The sequence below is a fragment of the Caldifermentibacillus hisashii genome (genome assembly GCF_039654145.1).
Lineage (GTDB): Bacteria > Bacillota > Bacilli > Bacillales > Caldibacillaceae > Caldifermentibacillus > Caldifermentibacillus hisashii.
This window is the reverse complement of the sequence record NZ_CP155467.1, coordinates 1,187,210-1,213,593: the sequence shown is the minus strand read 5'-3', so window position 1 is coordinate 1,213,593 and position 26,384 is coordinate 1,187,210. Positions and strand designations below refer to the sequence as shown.

28 protein-coding genes and 1 other annotated feature are annotated in these 26,384 nt (G+C 36.3%); of the genes, 13 read left to right on the top strand and 15 right to left on the bottom strand.

Annotated elements, in window-relative coordinates:
- Window positions 1-2: 2 nt before the first annotated feature.
- The 4 genes from NSQ14_RS05670 to NSQ14_RS05655 all read right to left on the bottom strand — a co-directional run bounded on the left by NSQ14_RS05670 (window position 3) and on the right by NSQ14_RS05655 (window position 2,922).
- A complete protein-coding gene (locus tag NSQ14_RS05670; protein WP_227091280.1) occupies window positions 3-611 on the bottom strand; it encodes an SIS domain-containing protein in 609 nt (202 codons plus the stop codon).
- A gap of 253 nt (window positions 612-864) precedes the next feature.
- Complete coding sequence (locus NSQ14_RS05665) at window positions 865-2,157, bottom strand: PTS ascorbate transporter subunit IIC (protein WP_341287494.1); 1,293 nt, start codon at window positions 2,155-2,157, stop codon at window positions 865-867.
- A gap of 22 nt (window positions 2,158-2,179) precedes the next feature.
- Window positions 2,180-2,458 carry a PTS sugar transporter subunit IIB gene (locus NSQ14_RS05660; RefSeq protein WP_227091282.1) on the bottom strand — a complete coding sequence of 93 codons (279 nt, stop codon included), beginning with the start codon at window positions 2,456-2,458 and terminating at the stop codon, window positions 2,180-2,182.
- A gap of 23 nt (window positions 2,459-2,481) precedes the next feature.
- Entirely contained in the window at window positions 2,482-2,922 is a 441-nt protein-coding gene (locus NSQ14_RS05655; protein WP_227091283.1) for a PTS sugar transporter subunit IIA, read from the bottom strand.
- A gap of 676 nt (window positions 2,923-3,598) precedes the next feature.
- Between NSQ14_RS05655 and NSQ14_RS05650 the strand changes: the two genes are divergently transcribed.
- From NSQ14_RS05650 to NSQ14_RS05640, 3 genes are all read left to right on the top strand, one after another.
- Entirely contained in the window at window positions 3,599-4,186 is a 588-nt protein-coding gene (locus NSQ14_RS05650) for an MFS transporter (RefSeq protein ID WP_423191739.1), read from the top strand.
- A gap of 383 nt (window positions 4,187-4,569) precedes the next feature.
- The gene (locus NSQ14_RS05645) at window positions 4,570-6,717 is read left to right on the top strand and encodes a DNA topoisomerase III (RefSeq protein ID WP_346216970.1); all 2,148 of its coding nucleotides are present in this window, start codon (window positions 4,570-4,572) and stop codon (window positions 6,715-6,717) included.
- A 191-nt stretch (window positions 6,718-6,908) separates the two neighbouring features.
- Entirely contained in the window at window positions 6,909-8,402 is a 1,494-nt protein-coding gene (locus tag NSQ14_RS05640; RefSeq protein ID WP_034768955.1) for a peptide MFS transporter, read from the top strand.
- Between the two features lie 82 nt (window positions 8,403-8,484).
- Here the strand turns inward: NSQ14_RS05640 and NSQ14_RS05635 are convergent, their stop codons facing one another.
- From NSQ14_RS05635 to NSQ14_RS05605, 7 genes are all read right to left on the bottom strand, one after another.
- On the bottom strand, window positions 8,485-9,537 hold the full coding sequence (locus NSQ14_RS05635) for a lactonase family protein (RefSeq protein ID WP_034768954.1): 1,053 nt from the start codon (window positions 9,535-9,537) through the stop codon (window positions 8,485-8,487).
- 229 nt (window positions 9,538-9,766) lie between these two features.
- Complete coding sequence (locus NSQ14_RS05630) at window positions 9,767-10,828, bottom strand: C45 family autoproteolytic acyltransferase/hydolase (RefSeq protein ID WP_034768953.1); 1,062 nt, start codon at window positions 10,826-10,828, stop codon at window positions 9,767-9,769.
- A gap of 268 nt (window positions 10,829-11,096) precedes the next feature.
- On the bottom strand, window positions 11,097-12,062 hold the full coding sequence (locus NSQ14_RS05625; protein WP_251245533.1) for a siderophore ABC transporter substrate-binding protein: 966 nt from the start codon (window positions 12,060-12,062) through the stop codon (window positions 11,097-11,099).
- 199 nt (window positions 12,063-12,261) lie between these two features.
- Entirely contained in the window at window positions 12,262-13,020 is a 759-nt protein-coding gene (locus NSQ14_RS05620; protein ID WP_034768951.1) for an ABC transporter ATP-binding protein, read from the bottom strand.
- Complete coding sequence (locus tag NSQ14_RS05615) at window positions 13,014-13,964, bottom strand: iron chelate uptake ABC transporter family permease subunit (protein ID WP_346216969.1); 951 nt, start codon at window positions 13,962-13,964, stop codon at window positions 13,014-13,016. Before NSQ14_RS05615 ends, NSQ14_RS05620 begins: the two co-directional genes overlap by 7 nt.
- Window positions 13,961-14,908: an ABC transporter permease gene (locus NSQ14_RS05610; protein ID WP_227091289.1), complete on the bottom strand. Its 948-nt coding sequence runs from the start codon at window positions 14,906-14,908 to the stop codon at window positions 13,961-13,963. The genes NSQ14_RS05615 and NSQ14_RS05610 overlap by 4 nt, the downstream gene beginning before the upstream one ends.
- Before the next feature lie 306 nt (window positions 14,909-15,214).
- On the bottom strand, window positions 15,215-15,964 hold the full coding sequence (locus tag NSQ14_RS05605; protein ID WP_251245532.1) for an EAL domain-containing protein: 750 nt from the start codon (window positions 15,962-15,964) through the stop codon (window positions 15,215-15,217).
- 375 nt (window positions 15,965-16,339) lie between these two features.
- On the opposite strand from NSQ14_RS05605, the gene NSQ14_RS05600 reads away from it, so the two are divergent.
- From NSQ14_RS05600 to NSQ14_RS05590, 3 genes are all read left to right on the top strand, one after another.
- Complete coding sequence (locus tag NSQ14_RS05600; RefSeq protein ID WP_041845982.1) at window positions 16,340-17,374, top strand: NADH:flavin oxidoreductase/NADH oxidase; 1,035 nt, start codon at window positions 16,340-16,342, stop codon at window positions 17,372-17,374.
- A 349-nt stretch (window positions 17,375-17,723) separates the two neighbouring features.
- Window positions 17,724-17,939, bottom strand: a binding site (T-box leader).
- Window positions 17,940-18,096: 157 nt separating this feature from the next.
- The gene (locus tag NSQ14_RS05595) at window positions 18,097-18,876 is read left to right on the top strand and encodes a MerR family transcriptional regulator (RefSeq protein ID WP_041848206.1); all 780 of its coding nucleotides are present in this window, start codon (window positions 18,097-18,099) and stop codon (window positions 18,874-18,876) included.
- A 303-nt stretch (window positions 18,877-19,179) separates the two neighbouring features.
- Window positions 19,180-19,287, top strand: coding sequence for a YjcZ family sporulation protein (locus NSQ14_RS05590; RefSeq protein ID WP_082025893.1), 108 nt, complete (start codon window positions 19,180-19,182; stop codon window positions 19,285-19,287).
- Window positions 19,288-19,514: 227 nt separating this feature from the next.
- Here the strand turns inward: NSQ14_RS05590 and NSQ14_RS05585 are convergent, their stop codons facing one another.
- Window positions 19,515-19,967 carry a DUF441 domain-containing protein gene (locus NSQ14_RS05585; protein ID WP_041902086.1) on the bottom strand — a complete coding sequence of 151 codons (453 nt, stop codon included), beginning with the start codon at window positions 19,965-19,967 and terminating at the stop codon, window positions 19,515-19,517.
- Window positions 19,968-20,823: 856 nt separating this feature from the next.
- Between NSQ14_RS05585 and NSQ14_RS05580 the strand changes: the two genes are divergently transcribed.
- The 3 genes from NSQ14_RS05580 to NSQ14_RS05570 all read left to right on the top strand — a co-directional run bounded on the left by NSQ14_RS05580 (window position 20,824) and on the right by NSQ14_RS05570 (window position 21,727).
- Window positions 20,824-20,973, top strand: a complete 150-nt coding sequence (locus tag NSQ14_RS05580; RefSeq protein ID WP_156103191.1) for a hypothetical protein — start codon at window positions 20,824-20,826, stop codon at window positions 20,971-20,973.
- A 90-nt stretch (window positions 20,974-21,063) separates the two neighbouring features.
- Window positions 21,064-21,318: a sigma-G-dependent sporulation-specific acid-soluble spore protein CsgA gene (locus NSQ14_RS05575; protein WP_034768940.1), complete on the top strand. Its 255-nt coding sequence runs from the start codon at window positions 21,064-21,066 to the stop codon at window positions 21,316-21,318.
- A gap of 139 nt (window positions 21,319-21,457) precedes the next feature.
- The gene (locus NSQ14_RS05570) at window positions 21,458-21,727 is read left to right on the top strand and encodes a hypothetical protein (protein WP_244810432.1); all 270 of its coding nucleotides are present in this window, start codon (window positions 21,458-21,460) and stop codon (window positions 21,725-21,727) included.
- A 73-nt stretch (window positions 21,728-21,800) separates the two neighbouring features.
- On the opposite strand, the gene NSQ14_RS05565 is transcribed toward NSQ14_RS05570, so the two are convergent.
- From NSQ14_RS05565 to NSQ14_RS05555, 3 genes are all read right to left on the bottom strand, one after another.
- Window positions 21,801-22,436, bottom strand: coding sequence for a FusB/FusC family EF-G-binding protein (locus NSQ14_RS05565; RefSeq protein WP_227139245.1), 636 nt, complete (start codon window positions 22,434-22,436; stop codon window positions 21,801-21,803).
- A gap of 179 nt (window positions 22,437-22,615) precedes the next feature.
- Window positions 22,616-22,984 carry a hypothetical protein gene (locus NSQ14_RS05560; RefSeq protein ID WP_041848204.1) on the bottom strand — a complete coding sequence of 123 codons (369 nt, stop codon included), beginning with the start codon at window positions 22,982-22,984 and terminating at the stop codon, window positions 22,616-22,618.
- A 91-nt stretch (window positions 22,985-23,075) separates the two neighbouring features.
- Entirely contained in the window at window positions 23,076-24,137 is a 1,062-nt protein-coding gene (locus NSQ14_RS05555; protein ID WP_422674192.1) for an SDR family oxidoreductase, read from the bottom strand.
- Between the two features lie 545 nt (window positions 24,138-24,682).
- Here NSQ14_RS05555 and NSQ14_RS05550 point away from each other — a divergent pair.
- From NSQ14_RS05550 to NSQ14_RS05535, 4 genes are all read left to right on the top strand, one after another.
- Complete coding sequence (locus NSQ14_RS05550; protein WP_034768924.1) at window positions 24,683-24,892, top strand: hypothetical protein; 210 nt, start codon at window positions 24,683-24,685, stop codon at window positions 24,890-24,892.
- A gap of 75 nt (window positions 24,893-24,967) precedes the next feature.
- On the top strand, window positions 24,968-25,147 hold the full coding sequence (locus tag NSQ14_RS05545) for a hypothetical protein (protein WP_034768922.1): 180 nt from the start codon (window positions 24,968-24,970) through the stop codon (window positions 25,145-25,147).
- Window positions 25,148-25,189: 42 nt separating this feature from the next.
- Window positions 25,190-25,381 carry a YbxH family protein gene (locus NSQ14_RS05540; RefSeq protein ID WP_034768921.1) on the top strand — a complete coding sequence of 64 codons (192 nt, stop codon included), beginning with the start codon at window positions 25,190-25,192 and terminating at the stop codon, window positions 25,379-25,381.
- A gap of 296 nt (window positions 25,382-25,677) precedes the next feature.
- Window positions 25,678-26,286: a TetR/AcrR family transcriptional regulator gene (locus NSQ14_RS05535; RefSeq protein ID WP_052514556.1), complete on the top strand. Its 609-nt coding sequence runs from the start codon at window positions 25,678-25,680 to the stop codon at window positions 26,284-26,286.
- Window positions 26,287-26,384 lie beyond the last annotated feature (98 nt).

Sequence of the window (26,384 nt, the reverse complement as noted above, 5' to 3'; positions counted from 1 at the left end):
AATCACTTCCCATTTTTAATTGATTGGCCGATTGCACCACCTGGATGCCATTTGTAATATTGCAACGGCGTTATTCCTTTAGCATCTTGAAGTAAAATACTTAAGCTTTGAAGGATAAGAATTTCAGCAATAATGGATGCACGTGGTGGTTTATTTAAATAATCTCCTTCGTTTTCAACACCGGCAACAAGGACAACTTCGCTATGCTTTGCCAACCAAGAATCTTTTTTTCCTGTAACAGAAACTATTATTGCACCATTTTTGATTAATGCTTCAACAGTTGCTTTTAATTCCAAAGTTTCACCACTATTAGATATTGCAATGACTACATCTCCTGGGCATACTTGACCTGAACTACCATGGACGGCTTCAGTACCATGGAGCGTATATGCTGGAGTTCCAGTTGAAGAAAGTAATGATGCAATATATCCTGCAACATGCCCCGGTTTGCCGATTCCTGTCACATGAATTCTGTTATATTTTTTCTCTGCTTTTAATATTAAATCCCGCGCCCGTTCAAGAGAGTGATAATCGATTTGCTTTTGAAATTTATCTAATTCACTGTTTACCGTATCTAAAAAGGTTTTTACTTCATGATTTGTTTGATTCATAATATAACCTCTTTTTAATTTTTATAGATATTGGATTTCCAGCTTGATTTTCACCCCAAGTTTAATAAAATCAAATTCTCACTTGCACTTGTTGCCAACTCAAAATAGCAATATCCCTATCATTAATCAAATTTTAGAGAATGGATTACCAATTTATTTATGTAGGCAACCCATCCTTCGCTGGTAATCTAATAAATATTCTTGTACAATTATTAAAATTATTTTATTAATAGCTTTTACTCTAGTACTTCAATTAATGGAATAATCCCATTAACCAGTTTAAAAATGAACCGACGATGTTATAGTCAATGTTCGGGAAAGATGCTCCGGAAATCCCAAGATTATCAAACAAAGGGTACAGAGCTAATGGCAAGCAAACTAATGCTATACCGACCAAGAATGAAGCAAGTAGTGCACCTTTCCATCCGCCATATGCGTTACCAAAGACACCGCAAGTTCCGCCCGAGAAGAAGCAAATACCGGCAGCAGGAATCATAATGATACTACTATTGAACAAAATCATTAATCCCATTCCTGCTAGACCACCCATGAATGCACCGACAAATCCGATTACAACTGCTGTTGGAGCAAACGGGAAAACGGCAGGACAGTCAACAGCAGGTTTTGAATTTGGAATATATTTTTCTGAGATTGCAACGAATGCGTTTGTAATTTCAAGAATGAATTGGCGAACACCATAGATTAATACGCTCATGCCAGCTGCAAATTGCAAACCTTGTAATAATGGGTATATGAACCAAATATCATTACCAGACATTTCTTTAACTAAATCAAGCTGACCATTAATCACACAAACAAATACTGCAACATAGAAAAGGACAACCATGAAAATAGCAATGGAGAACACAAAGTCCCTAAATAATTCAAAAAACTTAGGTAGTTTAATGCTGCTAGAATCTGATTTTTCATCATCTGATTTTTTGGATAAATTTCCAACCATTTTACCAACATAACCGGAAAATGCATATGCTATTGTGTTGAAGTGTCCCATTGCTAATGAATCAGAACCGGTAATTTTTCTCATGAATGGCTGACAAAGTGTTGGAAGTGCAGCACCACAAAATCCTAAAATAATACCACCAACAATAATCGTAACAATACTGCTAAATCCATAAGCGATAAAAACGAGACCTAAAACGCAAGCGAAATATAAAAAGTGCTGGCCTGTTAAGAAAATGGCTTTAAAAGGTGTAAATCTTGCAATAATAATGTTTGCAACGAAACCAACCAGCATTAATAAAGCAATTTCAGTACCATACGTATTTAGTGCTAATCCGGTAGCTACTTCAACTTGAGTTGTAACACCATCAATTCCAAACCCGGCATTAAATAAAGTTGTGAAGTTTGAAACAATTGTTGTTAGATATGCAGAACCTATACTGAAAATCATAAAACCCATGATTGTCTTGGCTGTTCCTGAAATAACATCCGTTGCTGACTTCTTTTGTAATAACAAACCAATAAGAGCGATTAAACCAACGATTAGGGCTGTATTTCTTGTTTGAGCTAAAATAGCATCTAACATATTTAGTTCTCCCCTTTACGGATTATTTTTTGCTTTCTAGAAATTCCAATAATTTAGTTTTAATTTCTTCCTTATCAACAATGTTACGAATGCCAACTGCATATGGAACTTGATCTTTAATTTCATTCATTAAATCTTCCATTGTAATAACTAAGTCACCATTGTATCCTCTTAGTGACTCTAAATTTCCATGCTCCGTTTTAATATCAAAATGATTTTCGGAAATTACCTGATCAGCTTTAATTTTCAATAACATACTAGAGCCCATTCCAGCTCTGCAACACACTAATGCTCTATACATACTAACAACTCCTTTTTCATTTATTATTTTTTGAGAAATTCAATAATTTCTTTCGGACTCCTTGCTTCATCTAGGAGATTATAGAACGTATCTTTTTCGAGTAAATTTGCTAAGTCTGCTAAAGCGTTTAAATGGCCATTTTTTTCTTTTGCGCATAGGCAAAAAACGTATTTAACAGGATCATTAGCCTCGCTTCCAAAAGAAACCGGATTTTTTAATGTTGCTATTCCTATTGCGCTTTCTAATACATCAGTATCAGGACGCGAGTGAGGCAATGCTACATGTGGAGCAATAACGATATAAGGTCCGGACTCCTTAACATTATCTATCATTCTCTCAATATAGCTTTGCTTAATCTTACCTTCCTGTAATAAAGGCTTTGCTGCCAATCTTATAGCATCTTCCCAATTTTCTGCATCTATTTGCAAAGAAACTAGGCTCTCACTTGTCAAATCTTTTAGCATTCGATCATCTCCCAGAAACTACCGTAAATATGTTTTGTATACGTATACAATGTTCCTTACAACTTTATTTTATGGCTGGTTGAGAACGATTACAATTCCTTTCGGGTTCAACTTTCGTCGCTGACCTTGACAAAAATTAAACTTTACTATACTCTAATCGCCGTATAATTTCCTAATCTCACAAAGAATACATATTAAGGAAATTTATTTAATTTTTTCTCTAAATATAGTCGACACATTCAGGTATTATATTGAATTATAAAGAAGAATTAAACTGAAAAAATGAGCAACATCATGATAAAGCGCACACCATATTTGAAGAATCGATAGAAACAAGATTCAACTCAAAGAGGATCCTTGTTTAACTATATAAAGATTGATACAAAATTTTCAGAAAAATAAAAGTCTCTTAAGTATATATCAGAGCTAGTTAAATTAATGCCATCATATTTATAATGCAAAATAATTTTAATCCCATTTTTCTCTTATCCTCATTAATATTAGGTAAATAATTATTAAAGCAAGTAAAAAACTGGCTGTATATAAAATTGTAAACATTTTTATCACCTTTAAACAAAAAGGTTATATGTTATTCTTGCTCTCTTCTTAGCAATTACTTTTATATTTTCTGTCTTAAAGCTAGTCTTTATGAGTCCAATTTTTGACTGATTAAAAAATTTATCGTTTTCAATCATCTGTTCGTCTACTTAAAATCCCGGTATTGCGGAAGGCTTTAATTTCCAGTGCCCTTGTTCTTTATTCAAAGGATATCTTTGTTGCCTATTTTCCGATATTTGCAAAGGAATATGATATTCCAACCTCTTCAATCGGCTGGATTATAGCGATTCAAGGTTTTGCTATTATTCTCGTTCGATTCTTTTTAAATGCATTAACAGAAAAACTTGGAAGAGACCGTGTTTTAATTATCTCAGTCTTTATAGCGGGCATATCTTTTTTATTCATTCCTTTTACGGAAAATATATTTATTTTAGGTGCTTTAAGCGCACTTATCGGTCTCGGTCTTGGATGTGGTCAACCGCTTTCCATGACGACCACCTTTAATGCATCTCCAAAATCAAGAACAGGTGAGGTTCTCGGCTTGCGTCTGGCGTCTAATCGACTTTCTCAGTTAATAGCACCTGCATTTTTTGGTTTGGTCGGATCTTGGTTAGGAATTTTTTCGGTGTTTTTTATTAGCGGCACATTCTTAATTGGGGGCTTATTTGCCATTAAACCTCATAAAAAGAGAAAATTGGCCTCATAATAGGCAAGCAACTGATTCTTTTAGATTTCAAAAATTACTGGAATAAATCGGAAAATAAAAAAATCTAATTTTACTGTAAATTAGCACCTGACCAAATTTTCCAATGTCATTCGGGGTTTTGAGCTTCTTGATTTAGAAAGCTATGTTTAGACACTATAATTATTTTTATATTGTTAAATAGACATTATGATTTGTTACCTCCCCTTCGTTAACATGTTATTGACTTAAACATGCCTTCCACATAAACTTCATGGAAGACATTTTCTTTTTGTATGAGGTTATTAAGTATTTTTTAGTTATATCTTGTTTTTTTGACCTTAACTTTTATAATGAAATCTAGGAACAAATCATGTTTAAAAACGAAAGGGAGGTTTCTCTCTTAAATGCAGCTGATTATTGCTGAAAAACCGGATCAAGCACGGACACTCGCCTCCGTATTTAAAAATAAAAAAGCACAAGGATACATTGAAATTTTACCGAATGAGATTTTTCCGGATGGCGCTTTCATGACATGGGCCATTGGTCACTTATGTGAACTTGTCCCGCCGGAAAAATATAACCCCGAATGGAAAAAATGGACCTTGGCCACCTTACCGATGATTCCGTCTCAATTCCAATATCAAGTAAGTAAAGATAAGGCAAAACAATTTTCGGTCATAAAAAAATTTATAAACGACCCTAGGATAACCGAAATTATTCATGCAGGTGACGCCGGACGAGAAGGAGAACTGATCATCCGTAATATTCTCCGTTTGACGAAAGCCAAACAGCCAATGAAACGGCTTTGGATCTCTTCCTTGACCCCTAAGGCCATTAAAGAAGGTTTTCGGAATCTTCGGGATGAAACCGAGACGAAAAATTTATATTTTGAGGCCTATACCCGTGCATGCAGTGACTGGATTGTTGGCATGAATGCATCCCGACTGTACAGTATTCTTTTAAAGGAAAAAGGGTTTTCCGACGTGTTTTCGGTCGGCCGTGTGCAGACGCCAACCCTTGCACTCATTGTGAAACGCGAGCTCGAAATCGAACAATTTGTATCGGAACCTTTTTGGGAAGTCATTGGTGAATTTTTCATAAATGGGAAAAAATATAAAGGCAAATGGGAAGTGGATGGGGATTCCCGGATTAAGAAAGCTGACATGGCCGCAAAAATTGCTCAATTTTGTAACGGCAAGCCGGCTGAAATTACTGATGTAAAGCGGGAGAAAAAAGAATACCATCCACCGATGCTTTATAATTTGTCGGCGTTACAAGCGGAGACAAATCGCTTATATAAATTCCCGCCGAAAAAAACACTCGATATCTTGCAAGGTTTATACCAAAAAGGAATCGTTTCCTATCCGCGTTCCGATTCCCGCTACGTGACACCGGGTGAGGCGGACATGTTTCCGGATATCTTACATAAGATTTCCCGGATAGAAAAGTATGCCGAATTTTTCCCTTTACCGATTTCGTCCATCCGCAACAATAAACGATATGTAAATGAGAAAAAGGTAACCGATCACTATGCAATTATCCCGACCGAACAAGTGAAGGATCCTGAAAAATTAAGTGCCGACGAGCAAAAAATTTATGATTTGATCATTAAAAGCTTATTGGCCGCGCATTATGAAAAATCTGTTTACGAATATACGACAGTTACGACCCTTGTTGGTGGACGGGCAACATTTTTATCAAAAGGAAAAGTTCAACTTGCTGAAGGTTGGCGTAAAGTTATTCCTGCGAATGAAAAAGATGGTGAACCGGAATTACCTTTACTTGAAAAAGGCGAAACCGGCATTGTCAAAAAGATCAACGTGAAGGAAAGTAAAACCCAGCCACCAAAACGGTATACAGAAGGACAGTTAATTACATTGATGAAAACTGCCGGAAAGCATATAGAAGACAAAGAATTGGAAAAGGTGTTGGACGAAACAGAAGGCCTTGGAACAGAAGCGACTCGAGCCGAGATTATAACAATGTTGAAATCACGCAAATACATCGAAATCAAGAAAAATTTAGTATATGCAACAGCAAAGGCAAAAATTTTGATACACGCAATCGGGAAAGAATTGCTTGCTTCACCGGAAATGACGGCAAAATGGGAACAACGGCTGAAGGAAATTGCTGAGGGGAAAGCAAATGCGAAACAATTTATCGATATGACGAATAAGATGATTACCCATTTAGTGACGGAGACAACAAAGCAAGCGGTCGAATGGTCGTTTGATCGTGAGGTGACTGAAAACTTTGTCCCCCGTCAATTTAAAAAATCCGCACCCAGAAAACTCGGCAACTGCAAATTTTGCGACGGAAATGTTATAGATAAAGGTACCTTCTACGGTTGCAGCAATTATCAAAAGACCGGTTGTTCCTTCACGATCTCAAAAAAAATTCTTGGAAAAACCATTACACAGGCACAATTGAAAAAGCTTTTGACCGATGGATTTACAGACCAAATTCAAGGCTTCAAAAGCAAGGATAAAGAATTCAATGCGAAGTTGGCATGGGACGAGCAAGAGAAAAAGATTAAATTTGTGTTTGGATAAGTCTGATAAAATCCTATAATTTTCGATTACGTCAATGGGTATTTTATTCAGAAATCACTACTTCCTTAATAAAAAGCCATTAAAATTATAAAATTATTAAAATTGTAAAATAATAATTATACCTTGTTTAATTGACAATAGCAAGCATTTTGTACTAATATATTAAATATTAAAGGAGGTAGTGGTTTTTTATGTCATCCATAGATAGACAGAATATTTGGAAAACAATTCCTCAAAAGGGATTTTTAGGACATCCAAAAGGCCTATTTACATTGTTTTTTACAGAATTTTGGGAACGCTTTTCCTACTATGGAATGAGAGCCATTCTTGTTTTCTATATGTACTATGAAGTATCGAAAGGCGGACTGGGTCTTGATAAAAGTACGGCCTTGTCGATTATGAGTATATACGGATCTTTAGTGTATATGTCAGGTATTATTGGCGGATGGGTTGCCGACCGCTTGCTTGGAACTTCTAAATCCGTCTTTTACGGCGGTGTACTCATTATGTTCGGGCATATCGCATTAGCTATTCCGGGAAACTTTGCTTTCTTTTTAGTTTCAATGGTCCTCATTATTTTAGGTACAGGTCTTTTAAAACCAAATGTCTCTTCTGTAGTTGGAGATATTTACTCACCGGAAGATCGTCGCCGTGACTCCGGGTTTAGTATCTTTTACATGGGGATTAATTTGGGCGGTTTTCTTTCACCGTTAATTGTCGGGGAAGTCGGCATGAAACATAATTTCCATCTCGGCTTTTCGATTGCTGCAATTGGTATGTTTATCGGATTAATTCTTTTTGTCGTTACGAAGAAGAAAAATCTTGGACAAGCCGGTGCTTATGTGGCCAATCCGCTTCCGTCTGAAGATAAGAAAAAAATCTTTACTTGGATTGGTATTGGCACAATCATCCTTGCCCTTATATTTATCTTCACTATAAAAATCGGCTATATGGACTTTAAACGCTTTATTACATTAGTCGGTATCCTTGGCATTTTAATTCCTGCCGGATATTTTATTGCTATGTATCGCAGTCCGAAAACAACAGATGTTGAACGTTCACGACTTTTGGCATATATCCCGCTATTTATTGCTTCCGTTATGTTCTGGGCTATTCAGGAACAAGGTTCAACGATTTTAGCCAACTATGCCGACGAAAGAACACAATTACATTTTGCCGGATTTGACCTTTCACCGGCCTGGTTCCAATCATTAAATCCATTATTTATCATAACTTTGGCACCGGTATTTGCTTGGTTATGGATTAAACTCGGTAATCGGGAACCATCTATACCGAAAAAGTTTTCCCTTGGGATTCTTTTTGCCGGTTTATCGTTTATTATTATCTTATTACCTGCTTATCTGGGCGGAACCGATTCTTTAGTGAATCCACTCTGGCTTGTTCTAAGTTATTTTGTTTGTGTGTTAGGTGAATTGTGCTTATCTCCGGTCGGACTTTCTGCAACAACAAAATTAGCACCAAAAGCGTTCTCAGCACAAACAATGAGTCTTTGGTTTTTATCCAATGCGGCAGCACAAGCAATTAATGCACAAATCGTAAAATTTTATAAACCGGAAACAGAAATGGTTTACTTCGGAACTATCGGGGTTATTGCGATATTACTAAGTATAACTTTATTCCTCTTATCACCAAAAATCGAAAAATTCATGAAAGGTGTCCATTAATTGATTCATATTTCATGTTGAAAGAAAAACCAGGTAAAATAGCCTGGTTTTTCTTATATTATGATAATTATCCACTTAAAATTTATTTCATGAATTTAACACAAACCGGATGGCCGACTTTTACATCCTTTTGTAGTAGGGTAAGCTTACCTGAATTTTTATCTCGCTTGTAAAGAACCAAATTATTGCTTTCTTGATTAGATCCGACAAGATAATTTTCACTTGGGTCGAGAATAAAATCCCGCGGCCAATCCCCTTCTGAAGAGACAAAATCAACCAAAGAAAGCATCCCTGTATCACCATCTACTTGAAAAATAGCAATACTGTTATGTCCGCGATTGCTAACATATACAAATTTCCCATCAGAAGTTATATGAATCGCACTGCCTTGATTATTTTCCTGAAAATCTTCCGGAATGGTGGATATGTATTGAATTTCTTTAAAGCTGCCATCCTCATGATGATATTCCAACACTATAACTTCTGAACTAATTTCAGTCATTAAATAGGCATAGCGACCATTAGGATGGAAAGTTAAATGACGCGGACCGCAACCGGGATGAAGCGATAATGTTTGTTTCTTTACTAATTCATTTTGAACGATTTCATAAGTAATTAGCTGATCTATACCAAGATCAACAGCCACTACATATTTTTCATCCGGTGTAAAGTCAGCATAATGGGTATGCGGTTTTTCCTGCCGCTCCGGATTCGGCCCCTTCCCTTCATGGGCAACAGTGGATTTCAATTCATTCAAAGAACCGTCCTCATTCAATGTATATAATTCAACGGTACCGCGGTGGTAGTATGCTGCTGTAAGTAAAGAACCGTCTGAATTTGTTGCAACATAACAAGGTGAGGACCCTGCAGTAAACCCTTTATTCAATTCAACAAGTTTGTGGGTATTTTCGTCGATTCGAAATCCGACAACTCCTCCCTGTTCCCCTTCCTTAGCCACGGCATATAAATTTTTATTATCCTTACATATAGCCAAATATGTCGGATTTTCCAAATTGGCAACGAGTTGAACATTCATAATTTTTTCCTTATCTGTATCTAGAACAAAAGAATAAACTCCTTCACTTTCCCCTTTTGTATATGTTCCGACAAATCCGGTCCATTTTGTGTTTGTCATGATAAATCTCCTTTCAAATTGAAAATATATCCAAATTCTATTTTATCCTATTTTTCCACATAAACGTAAAAAAACTTCCATCAAGGGGGATTTCTTCATCCCTACTGATTGTTTTAGTTGAACTAATCGGGCACTTTTCTTTCTTAAGCCCCAGAAAAAAGATTTAGTGACCGTTTGCGCGGGATAAAGTGAAATTTTCAACAATGGGCCTCTTTATCCCCACTGATGCTTAGTTGAACCAATCGGCCCCTTCATCTAAATGAACGAATGGAATTTCGGTATCTACTTCCCCATAAATGCGGTGGGTTTCGAGATTTTCCCCTTTCAGCCAACATGCAAAATCAATCTCGACCGGTTCTTGGTCACCACCTAATGCAAACCATGCCATTAATTTACCCGGGAAATAGGCAGATGTATGAATCGTTCCCGCCCAGCTGCCGTATAATTTGGAAAACACACCTCGATTTGTGTCGTTTAATAAGCGAAAGGCTGCCTTGCCATCCCTTAAACTTGGTCTTTCCTTTTCAATAATTTCTAATCTCCTTTTTGAATCAACCAAATAATGACGATTTTCCTCTGCCATGATTTCAAAATGATTGGTGCAGACATTTCCTTCCCGCACGACTACTTTTCGTGGCGATGTTTCAATTATTTTCGTAATGCCGCTTTTATCATGGACAATATAACTGAATGAATGGCGGTGCGGTATTTCTTTTAAAAGCGAGACGGCCTCGTCAACATTTGCACAAGTTTCCAGGATGAAACGTCCAATCATATTACAAACAAACCCATCACCCGGATTTTTTCGATTCATAAAATTATACCCCATCGCCAGACCCTTTTCATTGATTCCGTCCATTCTTCCGGTTATTCTTTGACTCGGACCGGCAACGGCATAACCGCCATCTGTCGGCTGAAATAGTGTATAACGCCCATCATAAGTTTTTGGATGATAATCGTAATTACGAATTAAATAATTATCACCGGTAACAATGGAACACCCGGATTTTACATATTCCACCCGATATCCGCCAAACTCCCGTAAGACTCGTTCCATCGGCCATTTAAGCGCATCCTGTAAACCGATAATTTCTTCCCAAATTTTCGGCGCAACACTTGTAATGGCTCGTTTCACTTCTTCTTCCGGTACAGTAAAACGAGGTCTTCGTACTTTCCACTGTTTTTCACGATTTTTCACGAGCAGTGAATCTCGCAACAATTCTCCTTGCAAAAATCCAAAATCATAATGTGTACCACGATATTCAATGATGTTACTGTATATTTTTTTCATCAAACTACCCCATTTATAAAAAATTCTTTGTCGCTAACTTTCTTTTATTACGTTATCAAAAGTAAAAAATTCCAGCAAGGATATGAATTCATTTGTTACGGGAAATCTTTGGACTTAAGTATTAGTATAAGCTCACAAGGAAGTTTATGCGGCTACCTTTATGGGTATTTTTAACAAACTATATTTGCCGGATATTTCTAGACACCTCAAAAAAAAAACGCCTAGTTACAAATAACCAAGCGCACGAATCTTTAAAAATTTTCTTTCATTATTTTATACTATCTTCAATTTCGGAAATCATTTCAGATACGGACACTAATCCGCCACCGGACAAATACCAATAGTTTGGATCCAAGTAGACAATATGTCCATCTTTATATGCAGTCGTATTTTTCACAAGATCATTCTCTATAACTTCTTTAGCGGAAGATTCTCCGCCAACAACGGCCGTCCGGTCAATGACAAATAAGTAATCGGGATTTTTCTCCACAATATATTCAAAGGAAATACCTTGACCATGAACATCCACTTGTATATTTGGGTCTGCCGGTGTAAAACCGAGAACATCGTGAATAAGTCCGAAACGAGAACCTGGACCAAAGGCACTGACCTTTCCTTCATTAACCAGCACAATTAAAGCATTTTTATTTAATGCCGTGACTTCCTTATTTACTTTGGCAATTTGGTCATCGATTTTTGCCAATTCATCTTTCACAAAATCTTCTTTATCAAAGATTTGTGCGATGATTTGAACGTTTTCTTTAAATGAGTCTACATAATTTTTTGCATCCAATTGAATATTAATCGTCGGTGCAATTTTTTTGAACTCATCATATTGTTCGGCTTGCCGTCCGGAAGTAATAATTAAATCAGGTCCGATTTCCGCAATCTTTTCAAAATCAGGTTCAACAAGGCTCCCGACATTTTCATATTTGGAATCTGCATATTTTTCCAAGTACGGCGGGATTTTCCCGGATTGAGGAACACCGATTACTTCAATTCCCATTTTGTCCAATGTATCAAGTATACCGAAGTCGAATACAACGATTTTTTTGGGATTTTTCTTTACTTCTGTTTCACCGAGAGCGTGTTTAATCATTACGGTCTCATTCTTTTTCCCTGCTTCCTTATCGGATGAATTCCCACTGGATTTATCGGAACTTCCTGTACCCCCACAAGCAACCAAGCCAAACGTTATGATTAATAAAAGTAGTGAAAACAAATATTTTTTCATTAGCAAACACCCCTTGTTATAAGTAAGTTTCGATTCATATTTTTGATAAAGCATTTTTCTAGACAAATTGTCTTTCATTCATGGTAGAATATAATTATCAGTTTATATTTTTTCTTGCTGAATAAGTGTCAATATCCTTTGCGCGCACCCTACCCATACTGACACTTATTCTTTTTTTATTTTTTTAATCACGAAAAATCTATGAAAAGTAAAAGCAGAACCGGCAATTTTGGATATTTTGGACATGCATATCCATATCATAAATATCGCGTAATACTTGACGATTAATGATTTCGTCGGTCGTTCCTTGTTTAATAATTTGACCATTTTTTAAAGCGACAATATAATCCGAATAGACGGAAGCAAAATTAATATCGTGAATAACAAGGAGGACAGTTTTACCCAACTCGTCTACTAATCTCCTTAATGTTTTCATTATTTGTACCGAATGCTTCATATCCAGATTGTTCAGCGGTTCATCGAGCAAAATATATTCGGTGTCTTGAGCAATAACCATAGCAATATACGCTCTTTGTTTTTGACCGCCACTCAGTTCATCGAGATAGTGATCCTCAATTTCCTGTAATTCCATATATTCAATCGCTTCGTCAACATATGCCCAATCTTCTTTTGACAATTTTCCTTGAGAGTAAGGAAAGCGGCCAAAAGATACAAGTTCCCGAACAGTTAAACGTAAATTTACATTGTTTGATTGTTTTAATATGGAAATTTTTTTCGCCAAATCCCCGCTTTTCTTTTTTGTAATATCGGCCCCGTCAATGAGAATTTCCCCTTCATCTTTTAAAATGAGTCGGCTGACCATGGAAAGAAGTGTACTTTTCCCGGCACCGTTCGGACCGATAAATGAGGTAATCTTCCCTTTTTCGATATTGACAGACACATCTTTAATAACTTCTTTCTTACCATATCTTTTTGTTACCTGTTTAATATCTACCATGATCGATTCTCCTTTAACAAGAGGTATACGAAATAAACACCGCCAATGAAATTGATAATGACACTTAAGGTTGTCGAGAAGGTGAAAATCCTTTCAACGACTAATTGTCCGCCAACTAATGCAACCACACTGATTAGGCTGGCACCGAGCAACAGATAGAAATGTCGATAGGTTTTTAAAAATTCATAGGCAAGATTTGAAACTAGGAGTCCCAGAAATGTAATCGGTCCGACCAGTGCTGTTGAAATCGAAATGAGTATGGCAACAATGACAAGCAATCTTTTTACAACATAATCGAAATCGACTCCTAAATTAATGGCATGATCGCGCCCGAGTGCAAGCACATCTAAGTATTTAAAGAATCTTAAAAACAAGAGCAGTGTTAGTATGATAAGAACAGTAGCTAATAATAACACATCCGTATTTATATTGTTAAATGATGCAAACATTCGATCTTGTACGATTTGAAACTCGTTTGGATCAATTAGCACTTGCATGAATGACGAAAAGCTATCAAAGAATGTACCGATAATAAATCCGATTAATAAAAGAAAGTATATATTTTGTTCATTCCGTTTAAATAACAGCTTGTAAAGCAACCCAGAGAATAAAATCATAATGGCAACAATAACGATAAACTGAATATTTTTATCGGTTGATGTTAATGTGGTTGAACCAAAGACAAAGATAATAAACGTATTAATTAACATGTATAGAGAATCTAAACCTAAAATGCTTGGTGTGAGAATCCTGTTTTGCGTAATCGTTTGAAATACAACAGTTGCAAGTGCAATGGAAACCCCGGTTAATATGATGGCAGCGACTTTATACGTTCTTCTTTCTAATATATATTCCCAATTCCCGGTTATATCAGTAAATAAAAAGAGACATATGAATATGACAGATAGGGCAGCCAAAAGCCAAGTTTTCGTTTTGTAGTTCATTGTGCCTGTCTCCTCAATAATAAGTAAATAAAAATTGCACTGCCAATAACACCTACTGTCAAATTGATTGGAATTTCATACGGATAAATAATCACTCGACCGAGAATATCGCAAAACAGAACAAAAATGGCACCAAGAATTGCTGTTGGGGCTAAACTATTCTTCAAATGATCGCCTCGATAAATCGAAACAACATTAGGAATAATAAGGCCCAAAAATGGGATTACCCCAACGGTTAAGACAACCGATGATGTAATAAGAGCAACGATGATTAAACCGAGATTAACTACTTGACGGTAGTTTAAACCAAGACCTTTTGAAAAATCCTCCCCCATTCCGGCAATTGTAAATTTGTTGGCATAAAGATACGCAATAAACAAGAGTGGCACACTAATAAAAATTAATTCATAATTTCCTTTTAAAATGATGGAAAAATCACCAATTAACCATGATGAGATATTTTGAATTAAATCATTTTGATAGGCAAAAAATGTTGCAATTGAACTGACAATATTTCCTAGCATTAACCCGACAAGCGGGATAAATATCGCATCCTTAAATTTAATTCTTTCTAAGATTTTCATAAACAGGAAGGTCCCTGCTAAAGCGAATACAAAAGCAACAAACATTTTGCTAAGTGAACCGGCACCGGCAAAAACAATCATAGCGATGAGAATTCCCAGTCGGGCAAAATCCATCGTACCCGCTGTTGTTGGTGAGACGAATTTATTGCGGCTTAAGCTTTGCATAATCAGCCCGGCAATACTCAGTGATGCCCCCGAGACAATAATACTAATTAGCCTTGGAATTCTACTGACTACTAATATTTGCCATTGTTTATCTGTTAAATGAAAGATATCCATCACTGAAATATCTGATACCCCGATAAAGAGGGATATAAGCGAAAGGATAATCAGTACTAGGAGTAGGTATCTCTTCTTCATAGGCGCTGTTCACTTTCCTGATTTTTATGTACTGTCTAACTAGTAAATGTTTATTCTATCATATTAAAAATGATAATCATTATCAATTACAATTTTAATGATAATCATTATCAATGTCAACTTATTTTTTTCAATTTTTATCTTTTTTATAATGGAAATAAGGTTTACTGCTTCACTTTCTGCTGGAGTAACTTGCGAAAATTGCCTTCTTCTGTCATAAACTAAAGCGGACCGCAATAATAATTCAGGAAAAGGCTGTATTCGAATCTGAAAATCTTTTGACCTACCGTTCAGATTATATTTCATTCATTTCGTCCGTTCGTCATTCAATCCATTTACATAAAATTCCAATGGCTGTGGTTTTCCAAGATAGTAACCCTGACCATAAGATACACCTAGTTGTTTAGCTGCTTGCAAATCTTCTTCCTTCTCCAACCCTTCCAGTACAATTTTTGCATGATGACCTAAAAATTGATGAAAATAGTAAATAAAATCTTGTTTTTTCGGGGAGAAAGCTAAATCTTCAGAAAAGTACAAGTCCAATTTTGCGACATTCGGGTCAATTTCAATTAAATTTTTCATATTCGCCTGACCTTTCCCAATATCGTCAAGCGAAATCAAAAATCCCATTTGTTTCAATTTAACAACTGTTTCTTTAAAAAACTCGATATCCAAAATTTCCTCCGCTTCATTTATTTCAAACACGATGGAATTCGGATGAATCATTGATCCGGCAGCCAGTTCTTTTAAGCTTTCTAAAAAGTCCGGATCAACCATTGTTGACGGATAAACATTAATAAAAAGTTGGTATTCGTCTAAAGCTCCCTTAGAATTTGCGACCGTTTCAAAAATTTTATAGACCGATATTTTGTCCAGTTCATTTAGTTGATGATTTTTCTCAGCCATGCCAAATAATTTCTCAGGATTTTGGATTTGCTTTGATCGAAGCAAAAACTCAAACCCATGGATTCTTTTTTCCACAAGATTAACGATTGGTTGTACAACATGATAAAATTCCGAGTTATTTAAAGATTGGTTATCCAATAATAATTCCATATATCCATTACCTCTTTTCTAAAATACATGGTTAAAAACATTCGGATCGGTTTCCCGAAATTCCTGTAGATTAGAAGTTTTTGCAATAGGCAGCTTCTTACTAAGAAGTATCGTTTTCGTTATAAGAGCAGTCTATGTATTTATTATCGGTTCAGGTTTAAAAGTATAAAGGATTATAAAAAAATTACTAAAATATTCCATTTACCGCGCTGTTTGCGAAAATCTTGAGGTGGGGATTTTGCTGCTCGTGAATGCGAGCTAAATACTCCGATTTTTGGATTTTTCTCAATATAACGCAAAAGCATATCCGCCAATATTCTTGTCATGAAATGATATAATATATATATTCTTTAGTTTTGAAAGCGAGGGAAAGGCATGAATTTATTTGATCCATTTCAATTAAAAGGATTGAAGTTAAAAAACCGGGTGGTCATGCCCCCGATGTGTCAATATTCGGTAACCAAAAAAGATGGTATTCCAAATGACTGGCATTATGTTCATTACGTAAGTCGGGCAATTGGTGGTGCCGGACTAATCATTTTCGAAATGACGGACGTGGAACCGGATGGACGGATTACAGATTATGATTTAGGTTTGTGGTCAGATGAAGCGATACCTGCTTTTCAACGGATAATTGAAGCCTGCCATAATTATGGTGCAAAAGTCGGAATCCAAATTGGGCATGCCGGACGAAAAGCTCAAGATGCCCCGACACCTGTTGCACCATCGCCAATTCCGTTTAACCATGATTTCAAAACTCCACGAGAACTAACAACGGATGAAGTGAAAGAAATGGTGGAAAAATTCCGCATGAGCGTCCGCCGAGCTGTAAAAGCCGGTTTTGATGTGATTGAAATTCACGGGGCACACGGCTACTTAATTCACCAATTTCATTCACCTTTAACAAATAAGCGTCATGATGAATACGGAAAAGACTTAACCAAATTTGGCAGAGAAGTTGTCGAGGCGGCAAAGAGTGAAGTTCCTGCCGATATGCCGCTGATTATGCGCATTTCAGCAGCTGAATATGTTGACGGTGGCTATGGTGGCGATTATGCAGTCGAGTTTTCCAAAGAATATCAAAAAGCAGGTATTGATCTCTTCCATGTTAGTACAGGTGGAGAGGGTCCAATTGGCAGTGGTGGTCAACCGGGTGTCCATGCAGGTTATCAAGTGCCTTTAGCCAGACAGATCAAACAGGCTTTACATGTTCCGGTTATTGCTGTTGGAAAATTAGACGATCCAATCTTAGCAAATTCAATAATCGGAAATGAAGATGCCGATCTTGTTGCCGTCGGTCGTGGAATGTTACGTAATCCGTACTGGACATTGGAAGCAGCCGTCCAATTGAAGAAACAAATAGACATTCCGGTTCAGTATGAAAGAGGATTTCCGCGAATATCCAAGTAATCGTTGAACAGAAAATAGTTGACTTAAGCATGATGCTGGGACACACTATATTCCTTTCTTCCACATCCTGAAAGCGGGAGAAATAATTTAACAGAATTTCACCTTCTAATTGTAAGAAAACCGGGCAAAGTACGCCCGGTCCTTTTTGGCTAAATTCATTGGAAATCCGATAATTGGTACTCCTGCATGTCACGGCTTCTGCACTTAATTTTACATTCGCTCCGGTGTCCCAATACCCAATAAACGCAATCCTTCCCTTAATACAATATTGATAATACAATAACCTCTTTAAAAACCATACAAACCCTCCTTCATTTAACATTAAAAAACCCCCATCTCCATATAAAAATATAGAGACGAGGGTTTTGCTCGCGGTGCCACTCTACTTGCTTATCCAATAAGCCAGCTTGCAATAATAACGGATTTAACCGAGTTTACCTACTTTCACTTTCAATAAACTTTCTCAAGGGTGCGTTTCACGATTGCTTCCGTACCGATCTTCCACCAACATCGGCTCGCTATCAACGAAAAAATCAATCATTACTCTCCCTATCATTGAACAAGTATCGAATTGTTTTGACAAATTATAACGAACATTTATAAGAAAGTCAATTTATATAAAGCTGGTTAAAAAAATAATTAAATTTCCCTTGAACCTACAGTTACGTTAGGCTTTATAGTAAGAATAGAGCTTTAAAAAATTTCTGAATGGAGGATTAGAAATGGAAAAGAAAAAATTTTATTCAATTGGGGAAATTGCAGATAAAACAGGTGTATCAATCCGAACGTTGCACTATTATGACGATATCGGGTTATTAACACCTGCTAAAGATGAATCGTCCGGGCATCGAAAATATAGTGAAGACGATATTATTAAGCTACAAAAAATTATTAGTTACAAATTTATCGGGTTCAGCCTTGAACAAATTAAAGAAATCTTATCTGAGCAAAAATTTAATATGAATTTAGTCGATTCATTGACGATGCAGAAAAAATTATTTGAAAAAGAAAAAAAGAGAATTGAAACGTCCATCAGTGCCATTGATCGGGCCATTAAAATTATTCATGAACACGGAGAAATTGACAGTGTCGTATTAATGAGTTTAATTCGCAGTATGCAAACGGAAGACAAACAGCGGGAATGGTTAGAAAGTTATTTTGATAAAGATGTTGTTGATATGATTTATGTCCAAACAGAAGGCGAAATGCAGAAATTAGACAATGTATTCATTGATTTTACTAAACGAGTAAAAGAATTGGTTGGCAGCCCTGTCGACAGTCCTGAAGTTATCAATTTAATCGAGGAATATATGAAGTCAACACTCTCCTTGTTCGATGATAATTTTATGGAAACGCTCGCCACCCAAACCGGCAATCTGGATGAAATCAATTATGATGAACTGGAAAAATTGGCGCCTACTCCATTTTCAAAAGAAGAAGAGGAGTGGTTAAATAAGGCAATGGAACATTATATAAAACAAAGTAAATTTGGGGAAAATTAATTTTTTTATCTTATCTATGTGAACTACCCGCGACTTATTTGCCCATTTTGAAGTGGGAGCTTCCAAAGAAATGTAATTATTCAAGGTCCTTATTTCATTAAGTCGTGTCCATTCCATCGCTAAAGCATAAGTCAATTATGTCATAAGCCTTCTTTTTTCATAAACTATTTGTCAAGAACCCTTCTGAAAAAAGGTTAGTCATTTATTTGCCTGCCAGTTTTCTTTCTAATGGGGCTTGTGTCCAGACCATTTTTTCAAATGAAACATATGCTGTTTGTGAAACGAAGCAGGAGGTGAAGATTAATGGGTGAAGCTTTTAGCGGTGGATATGGTTCAGGATTTGCTTTAATTGTCGTATTGTTTATTTTGTTAATTATTGTCGGGGCAGCATTTGTTGGTTACGGCTATTAAAAAATGATTCTCTTACATCTCAATAGGGGTTATCCATGTGGGGTTGGGATCTGCAAGGAAATAACTAAATAAATCGCCAGCATAACTTAGCCGGGAAAGTTGAGCTTGAAACTTTGTCGCTTTCCCGGCACATATAAGGAGATATTTGTATTGCTTTGGTCGTTTTATCAGCCCCCATCATTAAACGACCATAATGAAACCGGAATCATCTATATTTTACACACCGATTAATTTACTCCAAATAATTTCATTGCATACCAAGCAATCCCTGCACCAATAAGCGGGCCAACTGCAACTCCTTTAAATAAGGTAACGGCTAAGATGGTTCCAATGACTAATGCTGTCGTGATATGTGGGTCTTTCGCCAATAGGACAACCCCATTTTTAGCAAGCAACGCAACGAGAATACCGGAAGCAAGGGCTATCCAAGCATATGGTGATTTTAACGAAGCAAATAATTCTTTAAACCCAATTTGACCGGTTGCAATTGGGGTTAATACCGCAATGGTGATAATGGTAACTCCCCAATTTATTCCTTTCGTCTGAATGGTGGAGAATAATTTTTCATGATTAAAAATAAGCTTCATCGCTAACAAAAAAACAACGGATACAATGAGTGATTGATTTTTCACAATTAATCCGGCAACCAGTAATAATATTAAAAATAAGTAAGCTTGCATTCTACAACACCCTCTTTCTTAATTTTCGATTTGGTCGCTGCAATTGATAATCCCGGCAAAAACGAATTAAGTCAGCCACCTAACTAAAAAGTATCCACTATTTTCCCCAAACGTGAATGATCTATTATTACATGGTGATCTTATGCCATTACCATTTGTCCCGTAAAAAGTTATACTCATATAATAACATTTTTTATCACAGAGGTAATCGGCACCTATCCAAATCATAACAAAGCTGAAAAAATGATGGAAATGTAAAAATCTTTAACTTAGGTAGTTCCGTTACAAGCGTGGAAAATGCTACTTTTGTTTAATTTTAAGGAGAAATGCGTGACATAAATCCCTTTCTGAAAAATTTTTATTGGGCTAAGCGGTGGATAACCAAAATTTGTATAGAATTAGGGAAATTGTCCGGTTCAAAAATTCCATTATATACATGTAATACTAATATATGAAATGGAGGTGATTTCTCTTGTCTAGACCTGTGAGACCTATTTTTTGTCCACCAAAATATGTTGTCCGTGACCGCTTTGTTCCGCGTGAAGTTCCTTATATCCACCCTGTTATAAACATCAATAGAACCAATATTGTCAACGTACCTAGACATATTGTTCAACCAATTACAAGAAACGTCGTAGTTGACCCAGGATATCCTCGACGCTGTTGTTAAGATTTTGTTGCTTTATATAAGGCTATAAATTCGGGGCAAGACTTTATTAGCCCCGTTTCCTTGTCTAACATTTTTATACGCTTGAGATTTTCTATCCCCTAATTTTTGTGATTATGGATTTTATTTGCATATCTTGGGAAAATAACAACAGCAGCAACTATCGATATTTTTACGGAGGCGAACAAGTTGAAAGATTATGATTTAACGGGGAAAAAAGAACAAAAAAAAGAAAATCATCAAGAACCTTCCATAAAAGAGGAAAAGCTTAATGCAGCACTTCTCTATACTCCGGAAATTATTACATGGATGGACCAAACTAATTCTACGGATGAATAATTAGGTCACATGACTAAAGACATTTTTACGAATAATATGTCATCATCTGTTGAGACTATCGAAAAACAGCATTTTTAAGGAGTGTCTCGAGTGGAACAATCATTACTATATGTTCGAGAAGTTTTAGCACCTCACACAGAAAACAGCAATGTAGGTAAGAGCCTTTTTAAGAAGATTACAAAAGGAAATTATGCAAGTGAAGAGCAGTTTATCAGGGACCTGTCTGAAGATGAAAGCAAGTTTCTTAATCAAGTTTTAAAAGAAGCCATTGATTATTCGAGTCAGGAACAGGATAGCGAGCGGGCCCGCCAATTAAATGATGTCTATGAGCTTTTATTTATTTAGTTTTTTTCTTGACATGGTTTTGAGTGAAATTAGAAACAAACCCATGACTTGTTGAGTATTTGACTCAGGAAGCTGTATTTAAACAGATATACTGTCGTTTTAATAGGTAAAACTACGATATGGAAAGGAGATGATTGACGTGAAGGAGATATTAGAACAAGTTATGCAACAATTGGAAAATGCATACAACAATCCTGAAGCTGTGGACTTGGACCAAGCGATTAGCCAACTGCAATCAGCAAAAGAACAACACGGCGATAAAGGGACGATGCTTGAAGATGCGATTACAGCCCTGACCCAAGCTAAACATTCCATGGCACAAATGGAAACAGCCGAGGATGCTGGTCCTTCAGAAGCTTTTGGACAAGCCCATAATGCATTGGAGCAAGCGATGAAATCATTTCAATAAAAATACGAAAATGCCCCGTTAATTCCTTGAAAATCCGAAAAACGGGGCATCCTCGGTTTTTAAAAGTTAGTACCTACTTTTGAATGTTGTCAACAAAATCATATAATTTTTCTAAAGATATTAAATTGTTGTTGCATTCTTGACTATCGGTACAAATAAAATTTCCTCTGTTAATAAAAGTTCCATACGCTTTTCCCTTCTCTCTGACACTAAACATACCGACCTCACTATGTCGGTGGCAAATGGCACAAACACCTTTTTGATTCATTGGTTGAAAAGAACCTTCAATTCCAAGCAATTTCCCTGCTCGCCTATATACCAAATATTTTTTATTGGTTTGTTGATCCAGCCAACTTAAGTAGACAACTTCATGCAAATCCAGCTTTTCGAGTGGCGGGACTTTTAATTTTTTTACTTTCGGAAACAATTTCTTGATTCCTGGTTCCGTTACTTGAAATGGAATCACAAACGGTTTTAACTGCAGTAAAAATTTTTCTCCTGCCTCTTTATCATCCACCATTGTGATCGATTGTAGCATCTGTCTTTGCTCATCGTTTAAATTAGGTATTAAAGCGAAGACATTTTCTGTCACCATCGATTTGACAGCTGCAATCACATCTTGATCACTAGATGTTGAATGAGCATTTACAAGTTTTTTTACTTGAAACCGAATATAATTAAATTGATCTGTTTGAATGAAAGGGTTCATATCTATATCACTCCATTAATTTCATTTAAAAATTGCTTTATATGGACGTTCGTTTTGAAACAAAATCTCTCTTTTAACAATTTCCCAAGGGACATTGAATTCTAATCTTTCGGACTAACGAACGTTAGTGAATATATGTTTATTATATTACAATTTCAATAAAATGCAATAATAAATTTTCAGTTTTTCTTTTTGGTCCGGGTGCTCATATAAGGCAAGTGCCGAAAACGTGATATAAGTCGTGACATAAACAGATGCTTTCGAATAAGATGCTGCTTACCGTCTAACGTTTGCACTCCGCGTTTCCCTAGTAATGTTTCTTGAATCCGATTGGGGATTGCCCATTTTCGTTGGAACTTGTCCACATCATAAAACAGTTCAGCTGCCTCTTTCCCCCTCATACATATGACTTTTTGCCCCATTAAGCGGGTCTCAAAAATATCGGATTGGAATTTTTCCACCCGATTGTTAATAAACAGATAGCCTTCTTTCAACAGAGCGAGACTGTTATCCATTCCCTCATCACGAGGAATTTGGTTTGTTGACATAGGGACCTACACCTTTCTTTCATCCACTTTTATTTTTTCGTTTAGCATTTCATTGATTTTGGTTTCGAGATCATTCTTTTGCCAATTTATTTTATTTTTTTCGTTTGGCGGCAACCCATGCGAGTGCACTAAGCCCAACGACGAGAAATCCGGTAATGACCGGGTACTTCGTTGCCTTTACATAGAAACTTGAATTGCGTTTCCACCCGATATTTGTTCCTCGCTCATGCATTCCATATCCTGCCTTGAATAAGTTGCTTTCTTCAGGTCGGTTGGATGGACGATTGGCGTATTGAGTCTGAGGAAAGTAGCGTTCCATCAGTTTGTCGGTAAGGCGGGGAAGGTTCGTTCCTATTAGTTTCAGTGCCCTCGCTTGCGATCCGATGTAGATATTGCGTTTCGGATGTTCAGCGGCGAATAAAATTGCTTCTGCAACAGCTTCAGGCGGGTAAACCATCCCTTTATGTACCGGTTGTTTATCAAAGTAACTTCTGGCATGTTCATTGTAAGGGGTGTCGATTCTCCCAGGATGGATCAGCGTAACAGAGACGGGCACCTTTTCTTTTTCTAATTCCATTCTGAGGCTTTCTGTCCAGCCGTGAACAGCAAATTTGGACGGGGCATAAGTCGATTGAATCAAAGTTCCCCGATCGCCAAACAAACTCCCTACATTAATGAGCGCACCCGGAACACCTCTTTCTTGAAAATGGTTTACAGCCACCCTTGACCCGTACACCACACCCCAATAATTCGTATCAAACAATCGTTTCATATCGTCAATACTGACTTCCATTGCATACCCAAAGATAGTTACCCCGGCATTATTCACCCATGTATCAAACCTGCCAAACTGCTTAATGGCTGTTTCGGCAATTTTTTTCACATCTTCTTCTCTACCAACATCCGCTTTTACATAAACTGCCGAATGACCCTTTCTTTCTAATTCGTTGACCAAGTCCTTCAAGGCGTCTTCATTTCTGGCGGCTAAGACGACTTTCGCACCTTTTTTCGCGGCGATTCTTGCAGTAGCTAGCCCGATTCCACTTGAGGCACCAGTAATGACAATTACTTGGTCTTTCACAGGTTTTAATGAAATCGATCTTGTTTCACTTATTTCATCAAATCTGACCTGATCAAGAATTTCTTTATCCATTCCATTTAAGGCTAGTACTTTTTCTTCATATTCATTTTGTCCTTTGCGTTGTATTTCACTCATAATTAGGCTCCTCTATTTTAAATTCTTTCTAAAAGTTAAAAGTTAGTATTAAATCCTTATTAGAAAAAATACACTTGTAAATATTTCATAAAGGAGCACCGGAAATTAACTCAACAGTTATCATGACATTGATTTTCCTTTGTTTTCGTTATTATAAATTTTCCACAATAAAAATAAGCCAAAATGTCCCATAGGATTTTGATTGCCTTTTTCCGGTATAAAAAACTTTACTTTCCCGGTATTTTCCAGAATAGTCATGGCCTTTTTAGCTGCTATTCATATAGAAAATAGATTTGCCGGAGTATAAATTAGGTAATGATTCAAACACTATATAAACAGATTGGATTTTTTACTTACTTGAGTTTCGCATGGCAAAGTTTCGTCGACAAAAATGAACCTTAGCCTAAAATTGTTGGCGAGATTGGTTTTCTAAGGTCGAAACTCAAGTTACTCAATTTAATTCACTAAAGGAGCGACATAAAATGGCTGAAGAAACCATTTTTATTCAAAACGCTACATCTGACACCCCCATTCAACAAATTCAACAACTGTTAAAGGGAAAAGATGGAATTGAAAGAGTTCTAATTGATACGGACGATGGTGAAATGAAGATTGAATTTGATGAAAAGAAAATTTCCCTGAAGAGCATTTATTCTTTATTAAAAGAGAATAACTTTTATATCCAGCGGTAAGAAAGTTTAGCTATTTCTTAAAACTTGCTTTGGTTAAAACTTTTAAGCAAAAGAAAAAGTGTTGGGGGTGAATATATGAGAAATAACAATCACAACAAGGATAATCAGTATGAAAATTGTGATACCGATATGGATCGAGGAGCATATAACGATATGTTAAATAGCGATAATGCATTTAGTGACAAAGGTTTAGAAAATGCAGCATTAAGTGAGGAAATCCTCAATAGAGAAGCCAATCACGAGGGAAGTGATTAGCTGCAAATATAGTAAATGTTCTTGCTAGGAGCTGGTATATTAATGGGTGCAATTGAAAGAGGCGGATATCGTTTTGAACCGGAATATAGCGTGATTGAACAAAACGGAGCAATACATGTTTACCATGAAGGAAAATTTGTTGAAGAATTAAAATTTGCCTTTTCAGGAGATTCTCCTGATCTTGGAAAGATAGAGGAGCTAGTTGAAACATATTGTGAAAAAAAAGGTATATAAAATAGTACCCCATACCAAAGCAAAAAAGCAGCTTCATCTTTTTGAGGCTGATTTTTTGGGCCAATAGTATGACCGTTTTTTAGTTTTCTCCTCGTTCCGGGCTTTTTTTACGACGGATTTTTGGCTTTCCCTCATTCATATAAATCCTGCCTCTCCTTCAGTACAAAAGCAAATTTAAGTTAATTGGCAAAACACTTTATAACTAACGATCGTTAGCTTATAATGGAATTAGTGCATTACGCTCATTAAAATACATCTGAATAAACATTACTTCTATATGAAATGGAGGTGAAATTATGACAATAAGCACAAAAGAAAAAATATTTCACATATCCTTGGACTTATTTTCTCAAAAAGGTTTCAGCGGGGTTTCCATTCGTGAAATTACGAGAGAAGTAGGGATTAAAGAAAGCTCTTTATATAACCACTTTAGCAGTAAAGATGAAATTTTAGAATCTATTTTTAACTTTTTTAGAGAAGATTTTTCTAAAACATTACCGCCTCTTGAAACGCTGAATGAAATCTTGCAAAAACATTCGGTCGAATCTTTTTTAAGAGCCGGTCTCCATAATTTCAAAAAATATATGGAAGACGAAACCGGGCAAAAAATGTGGCGGCTTCTCCAAGTGGAACAATTTCGTTCACCATTGGCAAGAGAAATTATTTTACATGATTTATATGGAAAAACAATTGAATTCCTCGAGATTGTGTTTACAAAATTCATCGAGTTTAAAAAAATCCGGCCGTATAATCCGAAAGTACTTGCCATCGAATATCAATACCCGGTTTTTTCTTTACTTACGGAATACAATATTTTAAAATTTGACGGAAAAGGCACCGCTGAAGTTGAGAAAAAACTGGAACAGCATATTGATTTCTTTTTAAATACCATTTTGGAAAAATAAAGTAAAATTTCATCAGTGTTTATAACTGCCCGATTGGTTCTACTAACCATCAGTGGGATGAAGAATCCCCACTGATGGAAGTTTCACTTTATCCCGCA